Origin of the sequence: Qipengyuania pacifica, assembly GCF_019711555.1 — a bacterium.
GTDB classification, from domain to species: Bacteria; Pseudomonadota; Alphaproteobacteria; order Sphingomonadales; family Sphingomonadaceae; genus Qipengyuania; species Qipengyuania pacifica.
Map to the genome: position 1 here is coordinate 1024898 of NZ_JAIGNQ010000001.1, position 19790 is coordinate 1044687.

The window sequence follows — 19790 nt, forward strand, 5'->3', positions numbered from 1 at the left end:
CAACCATCAGACCAACCGATTTTCGCCGGGTATTTTACGTAATGGATGATCGTTTCAACACCGCCGCGGGCTGGGTCCTCTTCGCAGGGATCGTTGCGCTCGGAGGTTCCATCGTTTCAGGCATGTATTTCACTGCGGATAAGCATGCGCATGTCGAAGAGCCGGGCTTTTTCATCGAGGGCGTAGCCGAAGATGGTGGCGCCGATGCGGGGCCCGATCTCGGCACCTTGCTCGCAAGTGCCGATGCGGCAGCCGGCGAAAAGGTTTTTGCCAAGTGCACGGCTTGCCACACCATCGAACAGGGCGGTGCCAATGGCATCGGTCCGAACCTTTACGGCGTCATGGGCGAAACGATCGGCACGGGTCACGGCGGGTTCGCCTTCTCCAGCGCGCTTAGCGATCATGGCGGAACCTGGACTTGGGAAAATATGGATGCCTGGCTGACCAGCCCTCGTGCGTTCGCCAACGGCACCAAGATGAGCTTCGCTGGTCTGTCCAAGCCGGAAGATCGCGCCAACGTCATGGAATATCTGGCAGCCAACGGCGGTGCTCCGGCCAAGCCGGCCCCAGTAGCTCCCGAGGCCGACGAAGCTGACGATGCTGTGGACCTTGGCGGCGAAACGCCCACCGATGCCGAAGCCGCGGGCGCGATGGCAGCCGATGAACCGGTTGCGGCGGACAATGCGGCTACGGAGGCTGGCGGCGTCAAGCCGGGCGCATAAGCCCGGAACAGTCTACGGTAAGTAAGGGCCCCGCTTCTGCGGGGCCTTTTCATTTGTGCTTCAGCCCTTGAACCCCTGCGCGATGACATACCATTCGCTCGAGCCTTTCCGGCTTGCCGGGGGCTTGGCATGCTTCACCGTCCTGAAGTGCTTCTTGAGCAGCGTCAGCAGATCGTTATCGGTACCGCCAGCCAGAACCTTGGCAAGAAATGTGCCGTTGGGCGCCAGGTTTTCGACCGCAAACCAAGCACCGGCTTCGACAAGGCCCATCGTTCGCAGGTGATCCGTCTGCTTGTGGCCAACCGTATTGGCGGCCATGTCGCTCATTACCAGATCGGCCTTGCCGCCCAGGGCTTCTTCCAGGACCGCCGGTGCAGTGTCATCCATGAAATCCATCTGGAAAATCGTAACGCCTTCGATTGGCTCGACCTCCAGCAGATCGATGCCGACCACGTGGGCCTTGGGCTTTACCTTGCGCACGACCTGGCTCCATCCGCCCGGCGCGATGCCGAGGTCTACGACCCGTTCGATGCCCTTCAGCAAACCGAACTTCTCGTCCAGCTCGATCAGTTTGTAAGCGGCACGGCTGCGATAACCTTCGGCCTTGGCCTGTTTGACGTAAGGATCGTTGAGTTGCCGCTGCAGCCACCGGGTCGAACTCGCGGTGCGTTTTTTTGCAGTTCGCACGCGCGTTTCGCGGTCTTTTCCTGACCTAGACATCCTGTTCTCGCATTCTTTGCACAGTCGCGCGGCTGCGGTCGCCTTCTACATCGGCGGCAATCAGGCTGCGCAAGATACCCTCGCGAATTCCCCTGTCGGCAACACCGAGTTGCTCTGCCGGCCAGATGTCGAGAATGGATTCGAGAATAGCACATCCGGCGATGACCAGATTCGCTCGGTCGTCGCCGATACAAGGCAAGCGTTTGCGGTCGGGGCCGCTCATGCGTGAGAGGCGGTTGGAAATGTCGCGCATGGCGATCGACGGAACGATCAGGCCGTCGACCGCGCGGCGGTCGTACTGGGGCAGTTCCAGATGCAGACTGGCAAGGGTGGTAACGGTGCCGCTCGTACCCAACAGGCGGATCGGCTCGGTTGAACGTGTGTAATCGCGGATGCGTTCGGCGAATTCGGCGAAGCTGCGCCCCACCGTGCGGCGCATGTTCATGTAACGATCGAGCCGCAGGTCGCGCGTCTCGTCCGATCCGTCGACCGTGTCGGTAAGCGACACGACGCCCCAGGGCACGCTCAGCCAATCCAGGATGCGGGGCACCTTTTCGCCCGGTTGAACCAGTACAAGCTCCGTGGAGCCACCGCCGATATCGAAGATAATGGCCGGACCGTTACCTTCTTCCAGCAGGACGTGGCATCCCAGAACCGCGAGCCGGGCCTCTTCCTGGGCTGAAATGATGTCGAGCATGATGCCGGTTTCGCGCTTCACGCGTCTGATGAACGCCGGCCCGTTTGATGCTCTACGGCAGGCTTCCGTCGCTACGGATCGCGCCAGACGAACATTGCGGCGGCGCAGCTTTTCCGCGCAAACGTGCAGCGCAGCCAGAGTGCGTTCCATTGCTTCATCGGAAAGCTTGCCACTTGCGGCGAGACCTTCGCCCAACCTCACGACGCGGCTGAAAGCGTCGATCACGGTGAAATTTTCGCCCGAAGGGCGCGCTATCAGAAGGCGGCAATTGTTGGTCCCAAGATCCAGCGCAGCGTAGGCCTGTTTGCGCGGAAGCTGGCCTGGCTGATCGTGCAATTTGGACGTTGGCCGGGATACAAAACCGCCATCGCGGCGCGGCGCATTGCGCCTGTCGCCTTGCTTGGCTTCGGGCCGGGAGGGGCGCTTGTAGCGAAAATCGGCTACCTTGCCGGACTTGCCGCCCCGTTGTGTCCCGTGCCCTCTTGTCGTGTCCGGCGGAGAATGATCCGCCATTTCGAGAGCTTTCTTTTTTCCTCCCGCATAAACCACCGTACGCGGGGACTTGACCGAGATGCTAGCGGTGAACAGTTGGCAGGGCAAGGGCACCCGTCTCGCACGGGGTTGACCTTGTTCCGCGACGAAACTAGATGCGCGGCCTCCCGTCCCGGAGCAGCATGCGATTCTTGCTGCCCCCGCGGCTGATGCCCCGTCGTCTAATGGTAAGACTACGGACTCTGACTCCGTCAATTGAGGTTCGAATCCTCACGGGGCATCCATTCTTCCGGCATTATGGCGCTGTGGAACCGGCTAAAGGTCGGCGATGTCAGGCGCAATGACAGAGCGTTCCGTCGGTCCTGCATTGTAGGATGGATTTTCCCCAGAACCAAAGACCAAGTTCTTGCAACAGGATAGGCGGTTCTGTCTATTTGACGGATGGGATACACGAATCTCCGGACGAACTTGGAAAGCAAATTTGCTGACTGGCTAGGCGAGCATCAATCTATCGAAAAAGATATCGAAGATATTGAAGCCGCGTATGCGAAGCTCGACGAGAAACGTGAGCGTCTAGAGAAGGTCGAACTCCTTCTTGAGAGCGCAAAGGTAATCATGGGAGAGATCGCCCCGGGATGGAACCCGAAGTCGGTGCGGCCAAGCAGGAAGTTTGTTTCCAAGCTTCCTTTCGACTCCGGCGAAGTTACGCGAATGGCATTCGACGTCATGCGGGAAGAGAGTCGCGAAATGCGGACCGTTGAAATCGCGCGCCTCGTTGTGCAGCGAAAAGGACTGGATCCAAAGGAGCGCGACTTGGTTGCTCGAGTGAAGACTGCCATCGATGCAAGTCTACGCGCAAAGCAGGGCAAGTTTGTCGATTGCACCGAGGGTTACGGTAGGAAGTGGTTTATTCTCCCAGCCGGCGCCTCGAAGGCATCTAGCCTGTAAGGTAGGCTATAGCGTCATCCCCGTCCTGATCATTAGCCGGATAAGGACCAACCCTCTTTGACTTGCGACCTTGCCAATATCCGACGAGCGTCTTTGAGGGTGGCGTGCGACCAATGGTCGAGATCATTAGATGCAGATGTTCACCATTGGACCTGCGGCGGTATTGCTCCCTCCATCCCAGTTCCATCGCGTATCGATGAATATGGGCACCAGAGATATGCTTGTGGACGCCTCGCTCGGCACAGCGCATCCTCTCGAAAAAGCTCTCGGCCATATTGGTGCAGGCACCGTCCTTCGAGAAGTGCTCCGAGTGGTTGATGCGCTTTGTATCGAAGAGCATGTGCAGAGGCTCCCACTGGGGGCTCATATCCGCATGGACGACGGTATCCGGCAGTAGAGTATCTCGTGCGATTTCGATGGCGTCACCCTCCTTGCCAAGCAGGAAGGTGCGCAGACGGCCGATGACGCCCGCTTCGTGATCGTCACGCTCCCGCATGACGACGATGAGCTTTTGCTTCTTCTTCGCTGCCGCCTTGTGCTTCTTCTTGAACTCGGCCCACAGCTCTTTGGAATTGGGCAGGCGGGGAAGGCTGCCGCCGAACACGGCACCATCAATCTCGACCACGCCGCCCAGCTGCATCGCCTCAGCGTCCTTGCCCATAGCGTCTCTTACTTTTTGGAGCAGGACCCAGGCGGACTTGTAGGTGATGTCAATCTCTCGTGAGAGCCGGCACGCAGCTACTCCCATCACTCCGTTGGCGAAGATCGCACACGCCATCAGGATCTTGCGGAACGTCAGCTTGCGATCCTTGAAGATGGTATGGCTGGTCACACTGAATTGCGCGCGGCACGCCTTGTCCGAGCATTTCCAGCGGCGGTTCTTGCGGATCATCCAAACATCGGTGCAGCCGCATTCGGGGCAGATCGGATTTCCGCCGTTGGCCTCCCAGATGATGCCCTTGAATTTCTCGTGGGCAGAATCCTCCGACATTTCGGCGATGGTGAGAAGACTCATCGACCGGCATTGTGGAGAAAGGAGGAAGTGCTGCGCCATAGTTTCTGGTAGTGAATACCAGCATATATGGTGGTATGGCGAGCTTGTCTAGAGAAATTACCATCATTTGTGATGGCGTTCGCCTTCAGTATCATATGCATCGCCGGTTGGCGTAGCGGAATCTGCGTCCTACAAGGTTCGCAAAGGAGGAACCGCGTCGATGGCAAATGACGAGAAAGTCTGGGAAGCTCTCGCGAAGAACACCCTTCGCGCAGCGATGATGCAGCGGGGTGTTTCCTATGCTGTCTTGGCCGAGCGGCTCGAGGAAATAGGCGTGCACGACAACGAGGTGAACTTGCGGAACAAGGTTGCCCGTGGTCGTTTCACTGCGGTGTTCTTGATGCAATGCCTCAAGGCGCTTGAGGCGGAGTGGATCCACATTCCCTCGTCACTTGAAGAAGCAAGCGGTAAGGGGGGAGCTCAATTGATGGCCCGAAAAATTGCATCTCTTCCTAGTTCGTCAGGAGAAGGCTAGGCTGGTCGCATCGTTGACCGCGTTATAGACTCCGGTCGCAAAGCTCTTGCGACCGCCTGGAGCCGAGATGCCACCAAGCCCAATGGATACGGCGCAAATTATTCCTTGAGGCACTTTCTCGCGCTGCACCAACCGAGGCGGATCGCTAACGCTTCGACCCGCCAAATCCGGGTAGAGAAGAACCGTCAGATCTGATCCGCTGGCCTCCATGAAAGCCATTGCTTCGTAGCGGTCGGCTGCAGTAATCGGTTCGGCGTCCTTGTCCCATCGCCCCTTATATTTCGCATCAATAACGGTAGGCGTTGGACCTACAAGGAGCCCGTCGGGCCTGACCGTTATGGGGCCGCTGTGTGTAGCCCTTTGCACAATCCCGAGCTGGAAATCTTCTTGCAGCGCTACCTTGTCAGCGCCGAATGTCGTGACAAGCGATTTGCTTACGAGCGTTTCCCAAACCCTCCACATATCCAGCGTAAATTCAAACGACTGGAACCCTCCAAAACCGGGAGACAATGTGGAGCCCTGCAGAATGTCGAAGCATATATCATAGGTCGTCTGCCATTGATTGAGGCGTGGCGGGAGAATCCGGCGATGGCGGCTTGGCAAAGCTGTTGTCGTTCCCCAGCGCGAGGCCACCTCGCGCAATCTCATGATGAGGTGGACGTCCCTGACAGAGGTTTCGAGCATGAGCATCCCAGCGCGGATGGTAGCCCAAAACTCATTATCCCAAGTTGTCACATAGCGCTGCTGCAGCCATCCATCCTCCCCTGGGTTGAAGAACACCTCGGGATCAACCTCATGCTGTATCTCGAAGCTTTGGAAGTTTTCCCTCCGGCGAAGCCTCAACGGATGCCTGTGGTTGAGCTGGATGGTGTTCAAGACCACCCGGGCAACCAAGTCTGCAAGTGTCGCGGTCTTGGCGGTATCGGCAGCGATTGACGAATTGAAATCGAGTCGTCCGCTCGCAGATATCAACGCCAGAAAGATCAGATCGGCACGCCAATTGTCACTTGGCCCCGCGAATTTTGGCCTGATCTCAAGATTTATCGTAGGTGATAGTGAGACGACGCCAGCAATGCCCTTGGAGCGGAAACCGTCGCGGCCCGATGATAGGGGGTTCTCCTTCAGTCCATGCCTTCGTCTGATGACTTCGCCGCGCCGCAGAATAAGTGCCTCAACCGCTTCGTTGGGCATGCCCAACGCCGTGGCCAGTTCGGGGACGATGTGCGTGGCCGATCCGTATTCCGTAATTACGGGCCGATGGATGGCGCTAGCTACCGGCAACACGTAGAAGGAGCTCGTAGATATTCTGCTCACCGACTGCTGGTGCAACGATCTTCTGGCGCTCATCGTCACCAAAAGAGGCGTTTACGAGCCGATAACCAGCGGTATCATTGCCGGCGTTAAGAACTACTCCGGCACCGATGCTGTCGCCGTAGAAGACCTCCATGGTGTGCGCTTCGATCTTCTTCCACCAGCCTACGGCAGCTGCGCTTGCGTCATGCACCGAAGCGGGAGCAGGATGGTCCATGAAGATACCGTGGCCAATCTGGAAGTCCTCCGACCGGCCATTTACGATGCGGGAGTTCACCTTCTCCCAAGCCCTGACGAGTGCTTCCGTTACCTCCCCTGACGACGAAGCGCTGGCACCAAGGGAAGAAGAAGCCCCACTGGCATTCAGGTAGTGGCGTGCGATGTCTAGGCTAGGTTCGATTTTCAGGGGGAGAAAGCGCCTCAGAAACGCCACGTCGAGCGGTTCGATCGAGGTGTCCGCCTGGTTCATCGAGCAAAGAATGTAGAGATGATTCGAAAGATGAACCTTGCTTGTGTTTCCGCTCGCATCAAGGACCTGCATAGGGAAGCTATTGGTGCCGACCGTATCGTCGTCCTTGAGGCGTTTGCTTGTGTCGATCGCGACGATTCCGTCGCCGAATAACTGCACTGCTGGCCCGCGGTTCAGTTCGTCAATCACTAAGAGAGATGCAGCGCCATTCAGAGCCGCCTCATTAGCGCGGATCAGCGCACCAGTTTCGACTCTAAAAGACATACCCCCAGCGCCGCCCACGACTGGGACATAAGCACTGGTAAAGTCTCGATGCTTCGTATTTGCGGAAAATGCGATTCTGTCGACGTATCTCTGAGACCGGCTGGGACTCGGCACAGAGGCCCCCGCGCTGCCGGTCGGCGCAGCCGCCGGGATTGCAATCGGTCCGGTGCTCGATTGAGGCACATTCGGAACGGCTGTTGCGCTCACGGCCATGAAGGCATCGGCAACTTCTTGCATCAAATGAGTCTTACCGACGGCAGGAGGCCCGGTAAGCACCACATTATGGTTGGCTGCAAGAGCGTCGAGGATTGCCTGAGTCTGAGGGGAAGCAGACATTAGAGGTTCACCCATGTTTGATTGCTCACGAGGTCCCGGTATCCCATCACGGCGCCTTTGGCAGGAAGTTGAAGGAATAAGTCAGAGAAGAAGTCGTTGACGCTCTTTTCCCACATGCGGTTCTTTACGGCGTCCTCGGTAACGAAGCTTAGTCGAGGGCTGAGGGGCGTTCCGTCCTGATAGATGAGCGCAAAGACTGTTCCTTGACTACGTGGCGGATTCAGAGAAAACTTGTTGACCCGGCCGACACGAGACTCGTCTTTATAGCGGCCTGTTCTCGCGGGAGGCCAATACTCTAGGGTATCAATGACCAGTTGATCGGACCCGTAATTCTGAACGCGCGGATCTGATGGAGGCACATTGGTGTGTGCGATATGCACAGCGACATCTGCGTGATAAATTGTCGACGTGTATGTGCCGGCGCCATCACGTCTGGTTTCCGCCTTTCGATTTGGAAACATCGAGGCGAACACGGGATCAAACTTGCTGGGCGAGCGGAACCGAATATCTCGCGCACCTCCCCCTGTGCCACTCGTCGACGAAGTCGCATTGAACTTCTCGAGGTCGCCTTCCCTGAGTTCTCTGAAGACGTAGCGCTGAACTGCGGTGCTAGACATTACTTACCTCGGTGGTTCGCAGAACTGCCCGCATAGGGTGCAGCCTCTTCAGTGTTGATCTGAGATGGCACGTAGGCGATTGCGCCTTGCGCCTGAGCGAGGGTTAACCGCTCGGTAGATTGAGATCTAATTGAACCCGGAACGGCGCTGAGGATATAGTCTCGCGTCACAGTAGACCGCCTCTCGCCGGGGATCGGTGGCTGGCTGCGATCGAGGCTCGGGAAGTCGGCCATGATGGTGGCGATTTCGTCCCCGCCAAGTCCATATGCCCTGAAGCACAGCAAGTCGATCGCGAGCCTTTCCGCAGCAATGATCTCTGCGGCATCCGTCCTGCCCGACACGTCGACGTCCGCGATGCGCTTCGCGCTTTCTATGATACGTCGTGCCGGCAATTCACCCGGCCGCACAGGCGGCAAAGGGACGCTTTGGAGGAGGAAGTAGTTAACCGTGGTGGTAAGGACGCGTCTGAGCATCCAGTCGAAGGCCAGGCTATTCACCAGCGCGCACCACAGGTGAAGATTGTTTTGGCCCAGGGCGTTCGGGAATACGACTGTCGGGACTTTGTTGCCACAAACGACACCCGCAGGAACGACGGCTGCCATCATCGACCGCTCGTTGGTCTGCCCGGCGATATCGCAGAACGACGCCCTTGGTTGACCGGTGCGAGCGCTCGCGCTCGAGGGCACATCGTCGGCACGGACGTAGAACTGCGGCTCGATGACCGCTCCACCGATGGGGTTAGGTTGCCAGATGGCCCGACGTCCTGAGCCTTCGACGTAGGTCTTTGCACCGAAGCGGAACTGGTGGACCATTCGGCCTTCAACGAGCGGAAGAGAGTCCTTCGCCGGTAAATCGAGAAACCGCGAACGTTCGCGAGTCATATCTATCTCCCGCGAGAACTCGGGATACCATGGGTCTTCCCGGCTGCTCCAGGCTTGTCCCCTACGGCTCATCTTCTGAAAGAGGCGCCACTCGGCCGGGCTGCCAACTTCGGGAAGAGATAGGTCCGGCCTCACACTCTCCAGCGATGATTTCGATATGCTAGTGACACCTTCGAGGACACATTCGTTTTCCGGACACGTCCCATGGCCGAGGATAATCTTGCTGGTATTTACTTGCGTCCCACCATGCCTCCCGCTGACCGCGAGGAACTTGAAGCGCGTGTCGATGGAGAAGAACCTAGGGCGGTTGTCGAAGATGGTCACCTCGACCTCGTCAAACGTCTCGAAGATCTCAGTGCGAAGGGAAGCGGTGCCCTTTGATCGTATCAACCCTGCGGGCAGCAGGGCCACCATCGAGCCATCTTTCGCTAGCTCCGCCATCAGTCTGGTGAACGCCGCGAACAGGTCGACTTCCCCGTCGAGATCGTGCACCGACGAGAGCATCTTCGCGTAGTCTTTCTTTGCGGCTCGGAGGTCAGCGAGGTCGAAAAGAGATTCTTGATCGGGAACTCCGCCGTAGTGGCCCTGGTGTCCCCGAGAGAGGGCCTCTTCGTGGCGATGGATTTTCACTTTCTCCCATGGGGGATTGCCTACCACGGCGCCAAAGCCGTCCCTCACACCATCAAACCATTCGTCCACTGGGCGCATGAGACTATCACCAACATACCATCGCGAGGTCAGGCTCTCGATCGCCCCAAGGTCAGCGGTGAGGGATGATAGTGCCAGTCTTGCTCCCCGCTGAGCCACTTGCGAGACGTCGCCTGCCACGACGCCCTCGGCGAGGAAAGTGCCCATTTCCTTGCGATCCGAGCCGCATGTCTCAAGCGCCGAGGCGACGAGTAGAATCCCGGAACCACAAGCTGCATCTACAATCGGGCGACGAGCGCTGTTGAGTTGAGCGGCCTTGCGACCCACGTAGGAAGCAAGCCTGAAATCCGTGTAGTGCGCACCCGCCTTCCGCTGATCCTGCGTGGCTAGTCGTTCCCGCGCTAGCGCGGACAACGCCAGCGGCGCGGGAATGCCTGTCTCGCCAATAAGGTCGAGAATCTCTTCCGCGACGCGGTCCAGCTTGCAGAACGGTTCGATTGTGTTGATGGAAAACAGGCTGTGATATCCCTTGAGGGCATATCCTCCCAATCGAGACGACACGGCCTCCAACGCCTGCAAGCGTCGCTCGGCCGGCGAACCCTCACCCTCGGCCCCAACGAAGGTCTCGAGGCGCTTCTCGGCGGCCGACAGCAGCTTGCGCTCGAATGGAACGGGTGAGCTCATGCGTATTGAACCTCCATGCTCGTCTTGGCGTTTTCCGTCTCAGACGAGGCGCCAAAATGACGGAAGTCGACGATGTATTCAGTGACAGCATCGCCGCGGGCGCTGGCGGCGACGTTCGGCCGATACCGACCTACACCGTCGATTTCATGAATTTGAAAATCTCCTATCTCGCTTAACGCTGCCATCAGGTCATCGAGTGGTATGTGCCCCTCTGAACTGTAGGAGAGAAGAATGCGGGATGAGCCGATATTTGCCATCAAATCGACGAGAGCGTCCAGAGCCCGGCGCTTGTAGCAGAAGCTCGAGGCTTTTGCCTTCCACGGCCGGAGACCGCTGACACCTTCGACGTTGGGCTGGTCGTTGAGCACGATGCTATCGAGGATGTGATAGTAGGAGGCATACTGCCGCTTGGTATAGGGTGGATCCAGATAAACTAGGTCCTGCTTCTTCACGTGAAGCTCCTCGGCGTTACCGATGCGGCTAATTCGGTCTGTCGGGGTCAGCCGCAAGCGTCGAGGGGTCATCTCCAGCAAGCGCTGCGAGTTCGCCTGCCACTTGGACAAAAAACAGCCGTAGGTGCCGGCAATGTTCGCAACTCGATTGACTGCGGAGATGAGGTCAGCGAGCAGGAGGCACTCCTCATCGTCACTGATCAGGGTTTTATCCTTCCAGTCGGCGATCTCGGCGCGGATGCTATCGAGGCGTGCTGCGTTCCGCTCAGTGAGATACATTCGCTTCACACCGTCTGCGTCGCAGGCCTCCGACGCCGGGCTGTAAGTGCAATGAAAATATCCGGGTTTGGCCACGACGGCATTTAGTCGCCCCACTGCGGATGAGTAGCCGCCCAGGCTTTCAAATTTTGCTTCGCCGAGCGATAGGAGACGCGCAGTGGACATGACTACAGCTGAAGGAAGAGCGTCATTGACCTGCACCGCCCAACCATTGGAGGCTGCGATCTCTGCAACCGCCCCAGTGCCTGCAAAGGCATCAATGAAACGGCCATCGGCCGAGGTAGGTGTTGCGATAAGTTCGGAGAGAGAATTGGAAAGCCGGGCCTTCGAGCCAAGATATCTGAAGGTCATTGTTGCTATGTCTCCCCGGCGCGATCGATTTATCCCTATTCTAGGATGAAAAATGCGCAGGGGCCAAGCAACTTGTTTCCAATCTGTTCTGCATGACTAAATTTTTCGGATCGACGACCCTCTGAAGACCGACTGCCTCCAATCTGATTGATTGGGCTTTGCGCTCTCACATCCTAGAATTGCGGAAGGAGGCTTAGACGCGAATGCCCCAATCTGCCGTGCGATTTGAAGATCACGGTCAATAGCTGGTTCCACTGCGCCATAATGCCGCATTCTTCCAATCACCGTTGCCAAAGCCGAATTCCCGCGCCAGACAGGTTGCAATGGGAGACGGAGTTTTGAGCGAGACCTTTCCGGAAATCCGCGATGCGGTCCGGCGACTATGTGCGAAGTTTCCAGGCGAGTACTGGCAACAGCTCGACCGTGAGCGCGCCTATCCGACCGAGTTCGTTACTGCGCTGACCGAGGCAGGGTTTCTGTCGGTCCTGATACCGGAAGAATATGACGGATCGGGCCTTGGCCTGGAGGCGGCATGCGCCGTCTTGGAAGAAATCCATCGTTCAGGCTCGAACGGCGGGGCCTGCCATGCGCAGATGTACACGATGGGTACGCTTCTCAAGCATGGATCGGAAGAACAGAAGCGCACCTATCTTCCCAAGATCGCAAGCGGGGAATTGCGCCTGCAAGCCTTCGGTGTGACCGAGCCGGGTGCCGGTACCGACACCACCCGTATCTCGACCTTCGCTCGGCGGGAGGGCGACGACTACATCGTCAATGGTCAGAAAATCTGGATCAGCCGCGCCGAGCATTCCGACCTGATGGTGCTGCTATGCCGCACCACCCCGCGCGACGAATGCGCCAAGCCGTCCGATGGCATGAGCGTGCTTCTGGTCGATATGCGCGAGGCGGTCGGCAACGGGCTGACCGTGAGGCCTGTGCGGACCATGCTCAATCACGCGACGACGGAGCTGTTCTTCGACGATCTGCGCGTACCAGCCAGCGCACTGATCGGGGAGGAGGGGAAGGGCTTTCGCTACATCCTTTCCGGTATGAATGCCGAGCGGATTCTTATTGCCAGCGAATGCATTGGCGATGGGCGCTTTTTTATCGACCGCGCTTCGGCTTACGCGAAGGATCGCAATGTCTTCGGTCGCGCGATCGGCGAAAATCAGGGTATCCAGTTTCCTATCGCGCGCGCGTACGTCCAGCTCTCCGCAGCTGCCGAAATGGTGACCAAGGCCGCGCGAATGTTCGACGCCGGGGAAGGCGCGGGGACGGAGGCGAACATGGCCAAGATGCTGGCGAGCGAGGCGAGCTGGTTTGCGGCCGACATGTGCATCCAGACGCATGGCGGCTTCGGCTTCGCCGAGGAATACGATGTGGAGCGCAAGTTTCGCGAGACGCGCTTGTATCAGGTCGCGCCGATCAGCACCAATCTGATCCTGAGCCATGTGGCAACGCATGTGCTGGATCTGCCGAAAAGCTTTTAGGGAGAGAGCAATATGTCGAGCAACGGTCCGCTGACCGGCCTCAAGGTCGTCGAATTCCAGGGCATCGGCCCGGGGCCCCACGTCGCGATGATGCTGGCCGACATGGGGGCGGAAGTCGTGCGGATCGAACGGTCCGGCCATCAGCCGATGAATCCCGTCGTCGAACGCGCGCGCCACCGTGTCGCGGTCGATCTGAAGAGCGAGGACGGCCAGGCCTTCGTCAGGACAGCGCTGAAGCACGCCGATGTGCTGATAGAAGGTTTTCGTCCCGGAGTGATGGAGCGGCTCGGTCTCGGACCCGATGATCTGCTCTCGGCCAATCCGACTCTCATCTACGCCCGCATGACCGGCTGGGGACAGGACGGCCCCTTGGCACAAGCAGCCGGGCATGATCTCAATTACATCGCCATCACCGGCGCACTGGATGCGATCGGCAAGCGCGGAGAACTTCCGGTGCCGCCACAGAACCTCGTCGGCGATTTCGGCGGCGGTTCGATGTATTGCGCCATGGGCATCCTCGCGGCGTTGTTCGAACGGACCAGCAGCGGCAAGGGTCAGGTTGTCGATGCGGCGATCGTCGACGGCGTCACCAGCTTGATGAGTTTCTTCTACGGCCAACCGCACAGCGCCTTGCGCACGGTCGATCGCGGCGCGGGCCTGCTGGGCGGGGCCGCGCATTTCTACCGCTGCTATACCTGCAAGGACGGGAAGGAAATCAGCGTGGGGGCCATCGAGCCGCAATTCTATGCCGAATTGCTTCAGCGTGCCGATGCGCCCGATCACCTGCGGGAAGCGCAGATGGATCCGTCGAAATGGGACAGCTATGCCCACGATCTTGCGAATCTGTTCGCGACGAAAACGCAGGACGAATGGTGTGAACTGCTCGAAGGAACCGATGCCTGTTTCGCGCCGGTCGTCCCGCTCGATCACGCGAAAGACCATTCGCATATGAAGGCGCGCGGTGCGTTCGTCGAACATGGCGGGCGCTGGCATACGGCACCTGCACCGCGTTTCGACCGGACGCCCGCGACCATCCGCGACAGCGTTCAGGATGGCGATGCAGTGGTGGCGCGCTGGTCCGAAGGAGGCTAGTGAACCGCGCAAAGGAGAGATTCCCATGCGCGATTGCACCAAATTCTACATCGATGGCCAATGGGTCGCCCCCGAGGCTGCAAACACCGTCGACGTCGAAAACCCGGCGACCGAGGAAACGATCGGCCAGATCAGCTTCGGCACGAAGGCCGATGTCGACAAGGCCGTGGCGGCAGCGCGCCATGCTTTCGAAAGCTTCAGCCAGACGAGCAGGGAAGATCGGCTGACGCTGCTGCGCGCGATCCAGGCCGAGATCGAAAGCCGCAAGGAAGAACTCGCCACTGCCGTCAGCGATGAAATGGGCGCCCCGATGAGCCTTGCCAACGGCCCGCATGTCGGCTTGCTCGCCGGCCACTGCCAAAAGGCCATCGAAATTCTCGAAGGCTTCGAGTTCGAACGCCAGGACGGCCCGACGCTTCACGTGTGGGAACCGATCGGCGTTGTCGGCATGATCACTCCGTGGAACTGGCCGCTCAACCAGATCGCCTGCAAGGTCTTCCCGGCGCTTGCGACGGGCAACACCATGATCCTCAAGCCCAGCGAGATTGCACCCTTCAACGCTTACATATTCGCTGAAATCCTCGACGCGGCTGGTGTGCCTGCCGGTGTCTTCAATCTGATCAACGGCGACGGTCCAGGTGTCGGCGAGGCGATCTCGGGTCATCCCGACATCGACATGGTCAGCTTTACCGGCTCGACCCGTGCCGGCGTGCTGATTGCCAAGAACGCGGCCGATACGGTCAAGCGCGTGGCGCAGGAACTGGGTGGCAAGAGCCCGAACATCGTCCTCGATGACGGGTCGTTTGCAAAGTCGGTCGCCAAGGGCACAGTCGCGATGATGGGCAATTCGGGCCAGACCTGTACCGCCCCTTCGCGCATGCTCGTGCCGCGCAAGCGCATGGAGGAAGCCAAGGCTGCCGCCAGGGAAGCGGCAGAGGGTGTCATTCCCGGCGATCCCAAGGGCAATGCCGCAATCGGACCGGTAGTCAGCCGTACCCAATGGGACAAGATTCAGAGCCTGATCGAAAAAGGCATCGAGGAAGGCGCGACATTGGTCGCTGGCGGTCCCGGCAAGCCGGAGGGCCTCGAAACAGGTCACTTCGTCAAGCCGACCGTCTTCGCCGATGTCGACAACGACATGACCATCGCGCGCGAAGAAATCTTCGGTCCCGTGCTCTGCATTCTGGGCTACGACGATTACGATGATGCCATTCGCATCGCCAACGATACCGAATACGGCCTCGCCAGCGCGATCACCGGCGAAGATATCGAACTCGCCCGCAGCCTCGCCAAGCGCATCCGTGCCGGGCGGGTTGCGATCAATGGCGGTTACGACATGAACGCGGCTTTCGGCGGTTACAAGAAATCGGGCAATGGCCGCGAATGGGGTGAATGGGGCTTCCACGACTTCCTCGAGGTGAAAGCCGTCATGGGTCACAGCTGATGGCAGGCAGGCACTTCGATGAATGGACGGTCGGCGACAAGCTGACGCATGAAATACGGCGCACGGTGACGGAAGCGGACAACCTCTTCTTCACCGTGATGACCCACAATCCCCAGCCACTTCATCTCGATGTGGAAGCGGCCAAGGAGAGTGAATTTGGACAGATCCTCGTCAACGGGACCTATACTTTTTCGCTGATGGTGGGGTTGAGCGTGGGGGATACCACGCTCGGCACGCTGGTCGCCAATCTTGGCTATGACAAGCTGGTCATGCCCAAGCCGGTTTTCATCGGCGACACGCTTCATGCAACCAGCGAAGTCATCGCTCTGCGCGAAAGCAAATCGCGGCCGGACACGGGGATCGTCACCTTCATGCATGAAGCCGTGAACCAGCGCGGCGAAGTGGTATGCCGCTGCGAACGTTCGGCTTTGCTGAAGAAGGCGGGATGATCCGCGCGTAACCTTTTCGCCGTATGGGCGTTTCGTGCGCGAGGGAGTTGCAGTTGGCGCATCACGAACCATCCAGCGTAACCGAAGTGCTCAGCGAGCTCGACGAGCTTGCTTCGCACGGCGACAAGGTCTGCGTCGCGGATGTTCTGGACGATTTCGGCGAACGCAGCTTCGGCCCCTTCATAATGCTTCCGGCCTTGCTCGAACTTTCGCCGATCGGCGGCATACCGGGACTGCCAACCGCTCTCGCGCTGTTCATCGCGCTGATAGCGGTTCAGCTCCTCATTGGGCGCGACCATGTCTGGATGCCGCAGTTCGTGCAGAATCGGGCGGTCGGTTCCAAGAAGCTTCACAAGGCGGTCAGCAAGCTTCGCGGTATCGGCAAATTTCTCGACCGGCACAGCGAAGGTCGCCTCGAAATACTGACCGAAGGCATCGCTATCAAACTGGTTGCGATCCTCATCATCGCATTGTGCTGTACGGTGCCGCCACTCGAATTTCTGCCCTTCGCCAGTTCCTTCCCCATGCTCGCCATCGCGGTGTTGGGACTGGCTCTTACCGTGCGGGACGGTGCGCTCGTCCTTGCCGCGCTTGTCTTCACCTGCATTGCGGCCGGGGCGGGCCTTTACATGTTCCTGAATTCTTCGGGCGACGGCGGCGGTCTGCCGTTCCTGTGAACCGCGCTGCGGCACGCGTAAAATTGCGGGCACGGGTCAACTTGCCATTCACCTGTGGTATCCTACATACTCGGGAATGAAAGGAACCCGCGAATGAGCGAGCAGAATTCTCCCCCCGAGCCCGAAGGCAACGGACCCAACCCCTGGGTGAAGAGCCTGATGATCTGGGGCGGCATTTTTCTCGCCCTGCTGATGGTCGTCTCGTTCTTTGGTGGCAGCAGCAGCGGCAATGGCACGCAGCTGCTCTATTCCGACTTCCGCGACAAGGTCGCCGAAGGCTCGGTTGCCAATGTGCAGATTTCCGAAACGCAGATCGTGGGGGAGATGAAGAATGGCGAACAGTTTTCGACCATTCCCGTGGCCAACGACACATCGCTGCCTCAGCTGCTCGAAGACAATGGCGTGCGCTATTCGGGTGCGGAAGCCGATAACGGTAATATCCTGCTCTACGCACTGATCCAGATCCTGCCATTCGTGCTGATCCTCGGTATCGCATTCTTCGCCTTGCGACAGGTCCAGAAGGGCGGCGGCGCTGGCGGGGCGATGGGTTTCGGAAAATCGAAAGCCAAGCTGCTGACCGAACGCCAGGGCAAGGTTACGTTCGCCGATGTCGCCGGCATCGATGAAGCTCGCGAAGAGCTGGAAGAAATCGTCGAATTCCTCAAGGATCCGCAGCGCTTCTCCAAACTCGGCGGCCAGATTCCCAAGGGTGCGCTGCTCGTCGGTTCGCCCGGCACCGGTAAGACACTGCTCGCTCGCGCCATTGCGGGCGAGGCGGGCGTGCCTTTCTTTACCATTTCCGGGTCAGACTTCGTCGAAATGTTCGTCGGCGTTGGTGCAAGCCGCGTGCGCGACATGTTCGAACAGGCGAAGAAGAATGCCCCGTGCATCCTCTTTATCGACGAAATCGATGCCGTTGGCCGTTCACGCGGCCATGGGTTGGGCAATTCGAACGACGAGCGCGAGCAGACGCTGAACCAACTGCTGGTCGAAATGGACGGTTTCGAGGCGAACGAAGGCATCATCATCATCGCCGCCACGAACCGCCCCGATGTGCTCGATCCTGCGCTGCTGCGTCCGGGTCGTTTCGACCGTCAGGTCGTGGTGCCGGTGCCGGATATCGATGGCCGCGAGAAAATCCTCGCCGTTCATATGAAGAAGCTGCCGCTGGCGCCCGACGTCAATCCTCGCACGATCGCGCGCGGAACACCCGGTTTCTCGGGGGCGGACCTCGCCAACCTGTGTAACGAAGCGGCCTTGCTTGCCGCGCGCCGCAACAAGCGGCTGGTCGCCATGCAGGAATTCGAAGACGCCAAGGACAAGGTCATGATGGGCGCGGAGCGCCGCAGCATGGTCATGACCGAGGATGAGAAGAAGATGACCGCTTATCACGAGGCCGGCCACGCGCTGGTGTCGCTGAACGAGCCGGCATCCGATCCCATCCATAAGGCAACGATCATTCCGCGTGGCCGCGCGCTGGGCATGGTCATGCGTCTGCCTGAACGGGACAGCTATTCCTACCACCGCGACAAGATGCACGCGAATCTGGCGGTCGCTATGGGCGGCCGCGTCGCAGAAGAGATCATCTTCGGTCACGACAAGGTATCGAGCGGTGCCAGCGGCGACATTCAGTACGCCACCGATCTCGCCCGGAACATGGTCACCAAGTGGGGCATGTCGGACAAGCTCGGTCCCCTGCAGTACGAGCAGAGCCAGGAAGGCTATCTCGGCATGGGACAGACCGCGCGTACCATGGGCGGCGCTGAAACGAACAAGCTGATCGATGCCGAAATCAAGGATCTGGTCGAAAACGGTCTGAAGCGGGCAACGGAAATTCTGACAGATCAGGAAGACAAGTTGCACCTGCTTGCTCAGGCTATGCTTGAATACGAGACTCTGACCGGGGAAGAAATCGATCAGCTGATGAAAGATGGCAAGATCGACCGGCCGGACGAACCCAAGAGTTCCGTCACGATCAAGCCGCTGGCGGGGGCCGCTGTCCCTAAGGCCGGCAGGAAATTCGGCGGGGGCACTGCGCCGCAAGGTGCCTGAAGGCCATAGCCAACCCAATCATAAGGGGCGCTCCTCGCGGGAGCGCCCCTTTTTTCTTTCGCGTCGTCAGAACGCGCCGAGGAAGAACACCAGCTGGATGAAGAGGCTGGCAATGATGGTGATGAAGATCAGCAGCAACGCCAAGCGCCAGTAAGCCGAAAAGCGGTTCAGATCATATGCGTGGCGCAATTGCTTGTAGATGTGGATCGGCGGCACGATGAACGCCAGACCTGCCGATAACCACTCGGGCGCCCCGACCTTCACCAGGATGGATATGACGATGAACAGGAGCGACATGAACGCGATCGAATATGTCACGAAAATCGCGTGGTCATAGGCGCGGAAGCGGCGCTTCCAGAAGAACAGCAGCCAGACGAACGGCAATGACAGCGGGATCAGCAGCCAGCTGAATTTGTAGCTGTTGCTCTGCAGTTTGTAGAGCATCAGGTTCGGGTTATCGTTCCACTTCTTGATCGTCTTGTCGAACCACCCGATGCCGGATTTCCATTGCGTCTGTCCTTTCGCGCCGGGGCCCATAACCGGCAGCGAGTTCAGCGTTGTCACCTGTTCTTCCACTCGGGCCAGATCCGCCTGTGTCTCGGAACGCTCGGGGTCGTTGGGCTCCATCGCCGAAAGCTCGGCGCGCAAGTCGGCGCGCTCGCGTTCGAGATTTTCGATGGCGTGCGTGATGTCGCGGCTGGCAGAACCGAATTGCGCCGGGGTAGAAAGTCCAATCCCTGCGATCTGAAAAACCGCGAACATCAGAAAGACGGAGAACAGAAACAGGCCCATCGGGCTAACGAAGGATGCGCGTTCGCCTTCTATGTAGCGACGCGTAAGCTGGCCGGGCTTCAGCGCCAGCTTCGGCAGCGTCTTCCAGGTTTTGCCTTCGAAGTGCAGGGCGCCATGCAGAAGATCATGCAAGAAGGCGCCCAGCGTCCGGTGCAGATGCGCTTTTTGGCCGCAGGCGTGGCAATAGTTGCCCGTCAGCGCCGTTCCGCAATTGAGGCATGCCCCTTCGTCGAAGTGGCCAGCCTGCAGCTCTGCAGCTTCTGGCAGGCCCTTGCTTCCGCGGCCCACGGCCTTGGCGAAAAGGCCGCCTTCGACTGCAGTCCCGAATGCATCGCCGAACTCGCTCATATGCCCTCCTGTCAGTTGCAGGATAAGGCCAGCGCCATCCTTGCTG

At 59.0% G+C, this 19790-nt stretch carries 18 protein-coding genes and 1 tRNA gene; 10 read left to right on the forward strand and 9 right to left on the reverse strand.

From position 1 onward, the window contains the following. Window positions 1-41: 41 nt before the first annotated feature. Entirely contained in the window at window positions 42-722 is a 681-nt protein-coding gene (locus K3177_RS04995; RefSeq protein ID WP_103024541.1) for a c-type cytochrome, read from the forward strand. A 60-nt stretch (window positions 723-782) separates the two neighbouring features. On the opposite strand, the gene K3177_RS05000 is transcribed toward K3177_RS04995, so the two are convergent. Together K3177_RS05000 and K3177_RS05005 are read right to left on the reverse strand one after the other, a co-directional pair. Next, window positions 783-1442 (reverse strand): RlmE family RNA methyltransferase, encoded by a 660-nt coding sequence (locus tag K3177_RS05000; protein WP_196847727.1) that lies wholly within the window; start codon window positions 1440-1442, stop codon window positions 783-785. Beyond that, window positions 1435-2652: a Ppx/GppA phosphatase family protein gene (locus K3177_RS05005; protein ID WP_221597356.1), complete on the reverse strand. Its 1218-nt coding sequence runs from the start codon at window positions 2650-2652 to the stop codon at window positions 1435-1437. The genes K3177_RS05000 and K3177_RS05005 overlap by 8 nt, the downstream gene beginning before the upstream one ends. A gap of 189 nt (window positions 2653-2841) precedes the next feature. On the opposite strand from K3177_RS05005, the gene K3177_RS05010 reads away from it, so the two are divergent. Beyond that, window positions 2842-2915, forward strand: a tRNA-Gln gene (locus K3177_RS05010). A 157-nt stretch (window positions 2916-3072) separates the two neighbouring features. Then, on the forward strand, window positions 3073-3579 hold the full coding sequence (locus K3177_RS05015; RefSeq protein WP_221597357.1) for a hypothetical protein: 507 nt from the start codon (window positions 3073-3075) through the stop codon (window positions 3577-3579). Here K3177_RS05015 and K3177_RS05020 read toward each other — a convergent pair. Beyond that, window positions 3569-4594, reverse strand: coding sequence for an IS1595 family transposase (locus K3177_RS05020; RefSeq protein ID WP_221597358.1), 1026 nt, complete (start codon window positions 4592-4594; stop codon window positions 3569-3571). The two genes, K3177_RS05015 and K3177_RS05020, sit on opposite strands and share 11 nt — an antisense overlap. 199 nt (window positions 4595-4793) lie before the next feature. On the opposite strand from K3177_RS05020, the gene K3177_RS05025 reads away from it, so the two are divergent. Next, window positions 4794-5108, forward strand: coding sequence for a DUF6471 domain-containing protein (locus tag K3177_RS05025; RefSeq protein ID WP_221597359.1), 315 nt, complete (start codon window positions 4794-4796; stop codon window positions 5106-5108). On the opposite strand, the gene K3177_RS05030 is transcribed toward K3177_RS05025, so the two are convergent. The 5 genes from K3177_RS05030 to K3177_RS05050 form a co-directional block, all read right to left on the reverse strand. Then, complete coding sequence (locus K3177_RS05030) at window positions 5094-6299, reverse strand: 5-methylcytosine restriction system specificity protein McrC (RefSeq protein ID WP_221597360.1); 1206 nt, start codon at window positions 6297-6299, stop codon at window positions 5094-5096. The genes K3177_RS05025 and K3177_RS05030 overlap by 15 nt on opposite strands. A 76-nt stretch (window positions 6300-6375) precedes the next feature. Then, on the reverse strand, window positions 6376-7152 hold the full coding sequence (locus tag K3177_RS05035; RefSeq protein ID WP_221597361.1) for a 5-methylcytosine-specific restriction endonuclease subunit McrB: 777 nt from the start codon (window positions 7150-7152) through the stop codon (window positions 6376-6378). A 335-nt stretch (window positions 7153-7487) separates the two neighbouring features. Beyond that, entirely contained in the window at window positions 7488-8105 is a 618-nt protein-coding gene (locus tag K3177_RS05040; RefSeq protein WP_221597362.1) for a hypothetical protein, read from the reverse strand. After that, window positions 8105-10318 (reverse strand): DNA methyltransferase family protein, encoded by a 2214-nt coding sequence (locus K3177_RS05045; RefSeq protein WP_221597363.1) that lies wholly within the window; start codon window positions 10316-10318, stop codon window positions 8105-8107. Before K3177_RS05045 ends, K3177_RS05040 begins: the two co-directional genes overlap by 1 nt. Then, window positions 10315-11400: a DNA adenine methylase gene (locus tag K3177_RS05050; RefSeq protein ID WP_221597364.1), complete on the reverse strand. Its 1086-nt coding sequence runs from the start codon at window positions 11398-11400 to the stop codon at window positions 10315-10317. The genes K3177_RS05045 and K3177_RS05050 overlap by 4 nt, the downstream gene beginning before the upstream one ends. A 323-nt stretch (window positions 11401-11723) precedes the next feature. Between K3177_RS05050 and K3177_RS05055 the strand changes: the two genes are divergently transcribed. The 6 genes from K3177_RS05055 (at window position 11724) to ftsH (ending at window position 18604) form a co-directional block, all read left to right on the forward strand. Beyond that, on the forward strand, window positions 11724-12890 hold the full coding sequence (locus K3177_RS05055; protein ID WP_221597365.1) for an acyl-CoA dehydrogenase family protein: 1167 nt from the start codon (window positions 11724-11726) through the stop codon (window positions 12888-12890). 12 nt (window positions 12891-12902) lie between these two features. Further along, on the forward strand, window positions 12903-13982 hold the full coding sequence (locus K3177_RS05060; protein WP_221597366.1) for a CaiB/BaiF CoA transferase family protein: 1080 nt from the start codon (window positions 12903-12905) through the stop codon (window positions 13980-13982). Between the two features lie 25 nt (window positions 13983-14007). Further along, window positions 14008-15426, forward strand: coding sequence for an aldehyde dehydrogenase family protein (locus tag K3177_RS05065; RefSeq protein ID WP_221597367.1), 1419 nt, complete (start codon window positions 14008-14010; stop codon window positions 15424-15426). Then, on the forward strand, window positions 15426-15875 hold the full coding sequence (locus K3177_RS05070; RefSeq protein ID WP_221597368.1) for a MaoC family dehydratase: 450 nt from the start codon (window positions 15426-15428) through the stop codon (window positions 15873-15875). The genes K3177_RS05065 and K3177_RS05070 overlap by 1 nt, the downstream gene beginning before the upstream one ends. A 53-nt stretch (window positions 15876-15928) precedes the next feature. Then, the gene (locus tag K3177_RS05075) at window positions 15929-16552 is read left to right on the forward strand and encodes an exopolysaccharide biosynthesis protein (RefSeq protein ID WP_247714226.1); all 624 of its coding nucleotides are present in this window, start codon (window positions 15929-15931) and stop codon (window positions 16550-16552) included. Window positions 16553-16645: 93 nt separating this feature from the next. Beyond that, window positions 16646-18604: an ATP-dependent zinc metalloprotease FtsH gene (gene ftsH / locus K3177_RS05080; RefSeq protein WP_221597370.1), complete on the forward strand. Its 1959-nt coding sequence runs from the start codon at window positions 16646-16648 to the stop codon at window positions 18602-18604. A gap of 66 nt (window positions 18605-18670) precedes the next feature. Here the strand turns inward: ftsH and K3177_RS05085 are convergent, their stop codons facing one another. Then, entirely contained in the window at window positions 18671-19744 is a 1074-nt protein-coding gene (locus tag K3177_RS05085) for a DUF3667 domain-containing protein (RefSeq protein WP_221597371.1), read from the reverse strand. Window positions 19745-19790: the final 46 nt, after the last annotated feature.

Coding starts and splice junctions, on each gene's coding strand:
- K3177_RS05000 (WP_196847727.1), bottom strand. CDS start 1,442: ATGTCTAGGTCAGGAAAAGACCGCGAAACGCGCGTGCGAACTGCAAAA.
- K3177_RS05085 (WP_221597371.1), bottom strand. CDS start 19,744: ATGAGCGAGTTCGGCGATGCATTCGGGACTGCAGTCGAAGGCGGCCTT.
- K3177_RS05015 (WP_221597357.1), top strand. CDS start 3,073: ATGGGATACACGAATCTCCGGACGAACTTGGAAAGCAAATTTGCTGAC.
- K3177_RS05055 (WP_221597365.1), top strand. CDS start 11,724: ATGGGAGACGGAGTTTTGAGCGAGACCTTTCCGGAAATCCGCGATGCG.
- K3177_RS05040 (WP_221597362.1), bottom strand. CDS start 8,105: ATGTCTAGCACCGCAGTTCAGCGCTACGTCTTCAGAGAACTCAGGGAA.
- K3177_RS05065 (WP_221597367.1), top strand. CDS start 14,008: ATGCGCGATTGCACCAAATTCTACATCGATGGCCAATGGGTCGCCCCC.
- ftsH (WP_221597370.1), top strand. CDS start 16,646: ATGAGCGAGCAGAATTCTCCCCCCGAGCCCGAAGGCAACGGACCCAAC.
- K3177_RS05005 (WP_221597356.1), bottom strand. CDS start 2,652: ATGGCGGATCATTCTCCGCCGGACACGACAAGAGGGCACGGGACACAA.
- K3177_RS05025 (WP_221597359.1), top strand. CDS start 4,794: ATGGCAAATGACGAGAAAGTCTGGGAAGCTCTCGCGAAGAACACCCTT.
- K3177_RS05070 (WP_221597368.1), top strand. CDS start 15,426: ATGGCAGGCAGGCACTTCGATGAATGGACGGTCGGCGACAAGCTGACG.
- K3177_RS05045 (WP_221597363.1), bottom strand. CDS start 10,318: ATGAGCTCACCCGTTCCATTCGAGCGCAAGCTGCTGTCGGCCGCCGAG.
- K3177_RS05060 (WP_221597366.1), top strand. CDS start 12,903: ATGTCGAGCAACGGTCCGCTGACCGGCCTCAAGGTCGTCGAATTCCAG.
- K3177_RS05050 (WP_221597364.1), bottom strand. CDS start 11,400: ATGACCTTCAGATATCTTGGCTCGAAGGCCCGGCTTTCCAATTCTCTC.
- K3177_RS05020 (WP_221597358.1), bottom strand. CDS start 4,594: ATGAGTCTTCTCACCATCGCCGAAATGTCGGAGGATTCTGCCCACGAG.
- K3177_RS04995 (WP_103024541.1), top strand. CDS start 42: ATGGATGATCGTTTCAACACCGCCGCGGGCTGGGTCCTCTTCGCAGGG.
- K3177_RS05035 (WP_221597361.1), bottom strand. CDS start 7,152: ATGTCTTTTAGAGTCGAAACTGGTGCGCTGATCCGCGCTAATGAGGCG.
- K3177_RS05030 (WP_221597360.1), bottom strand. CDS start 6,299: ATGCCCAACGAAGCGGTTGAGGCACTTATTCTGCGGCGCGGCGAAGTC.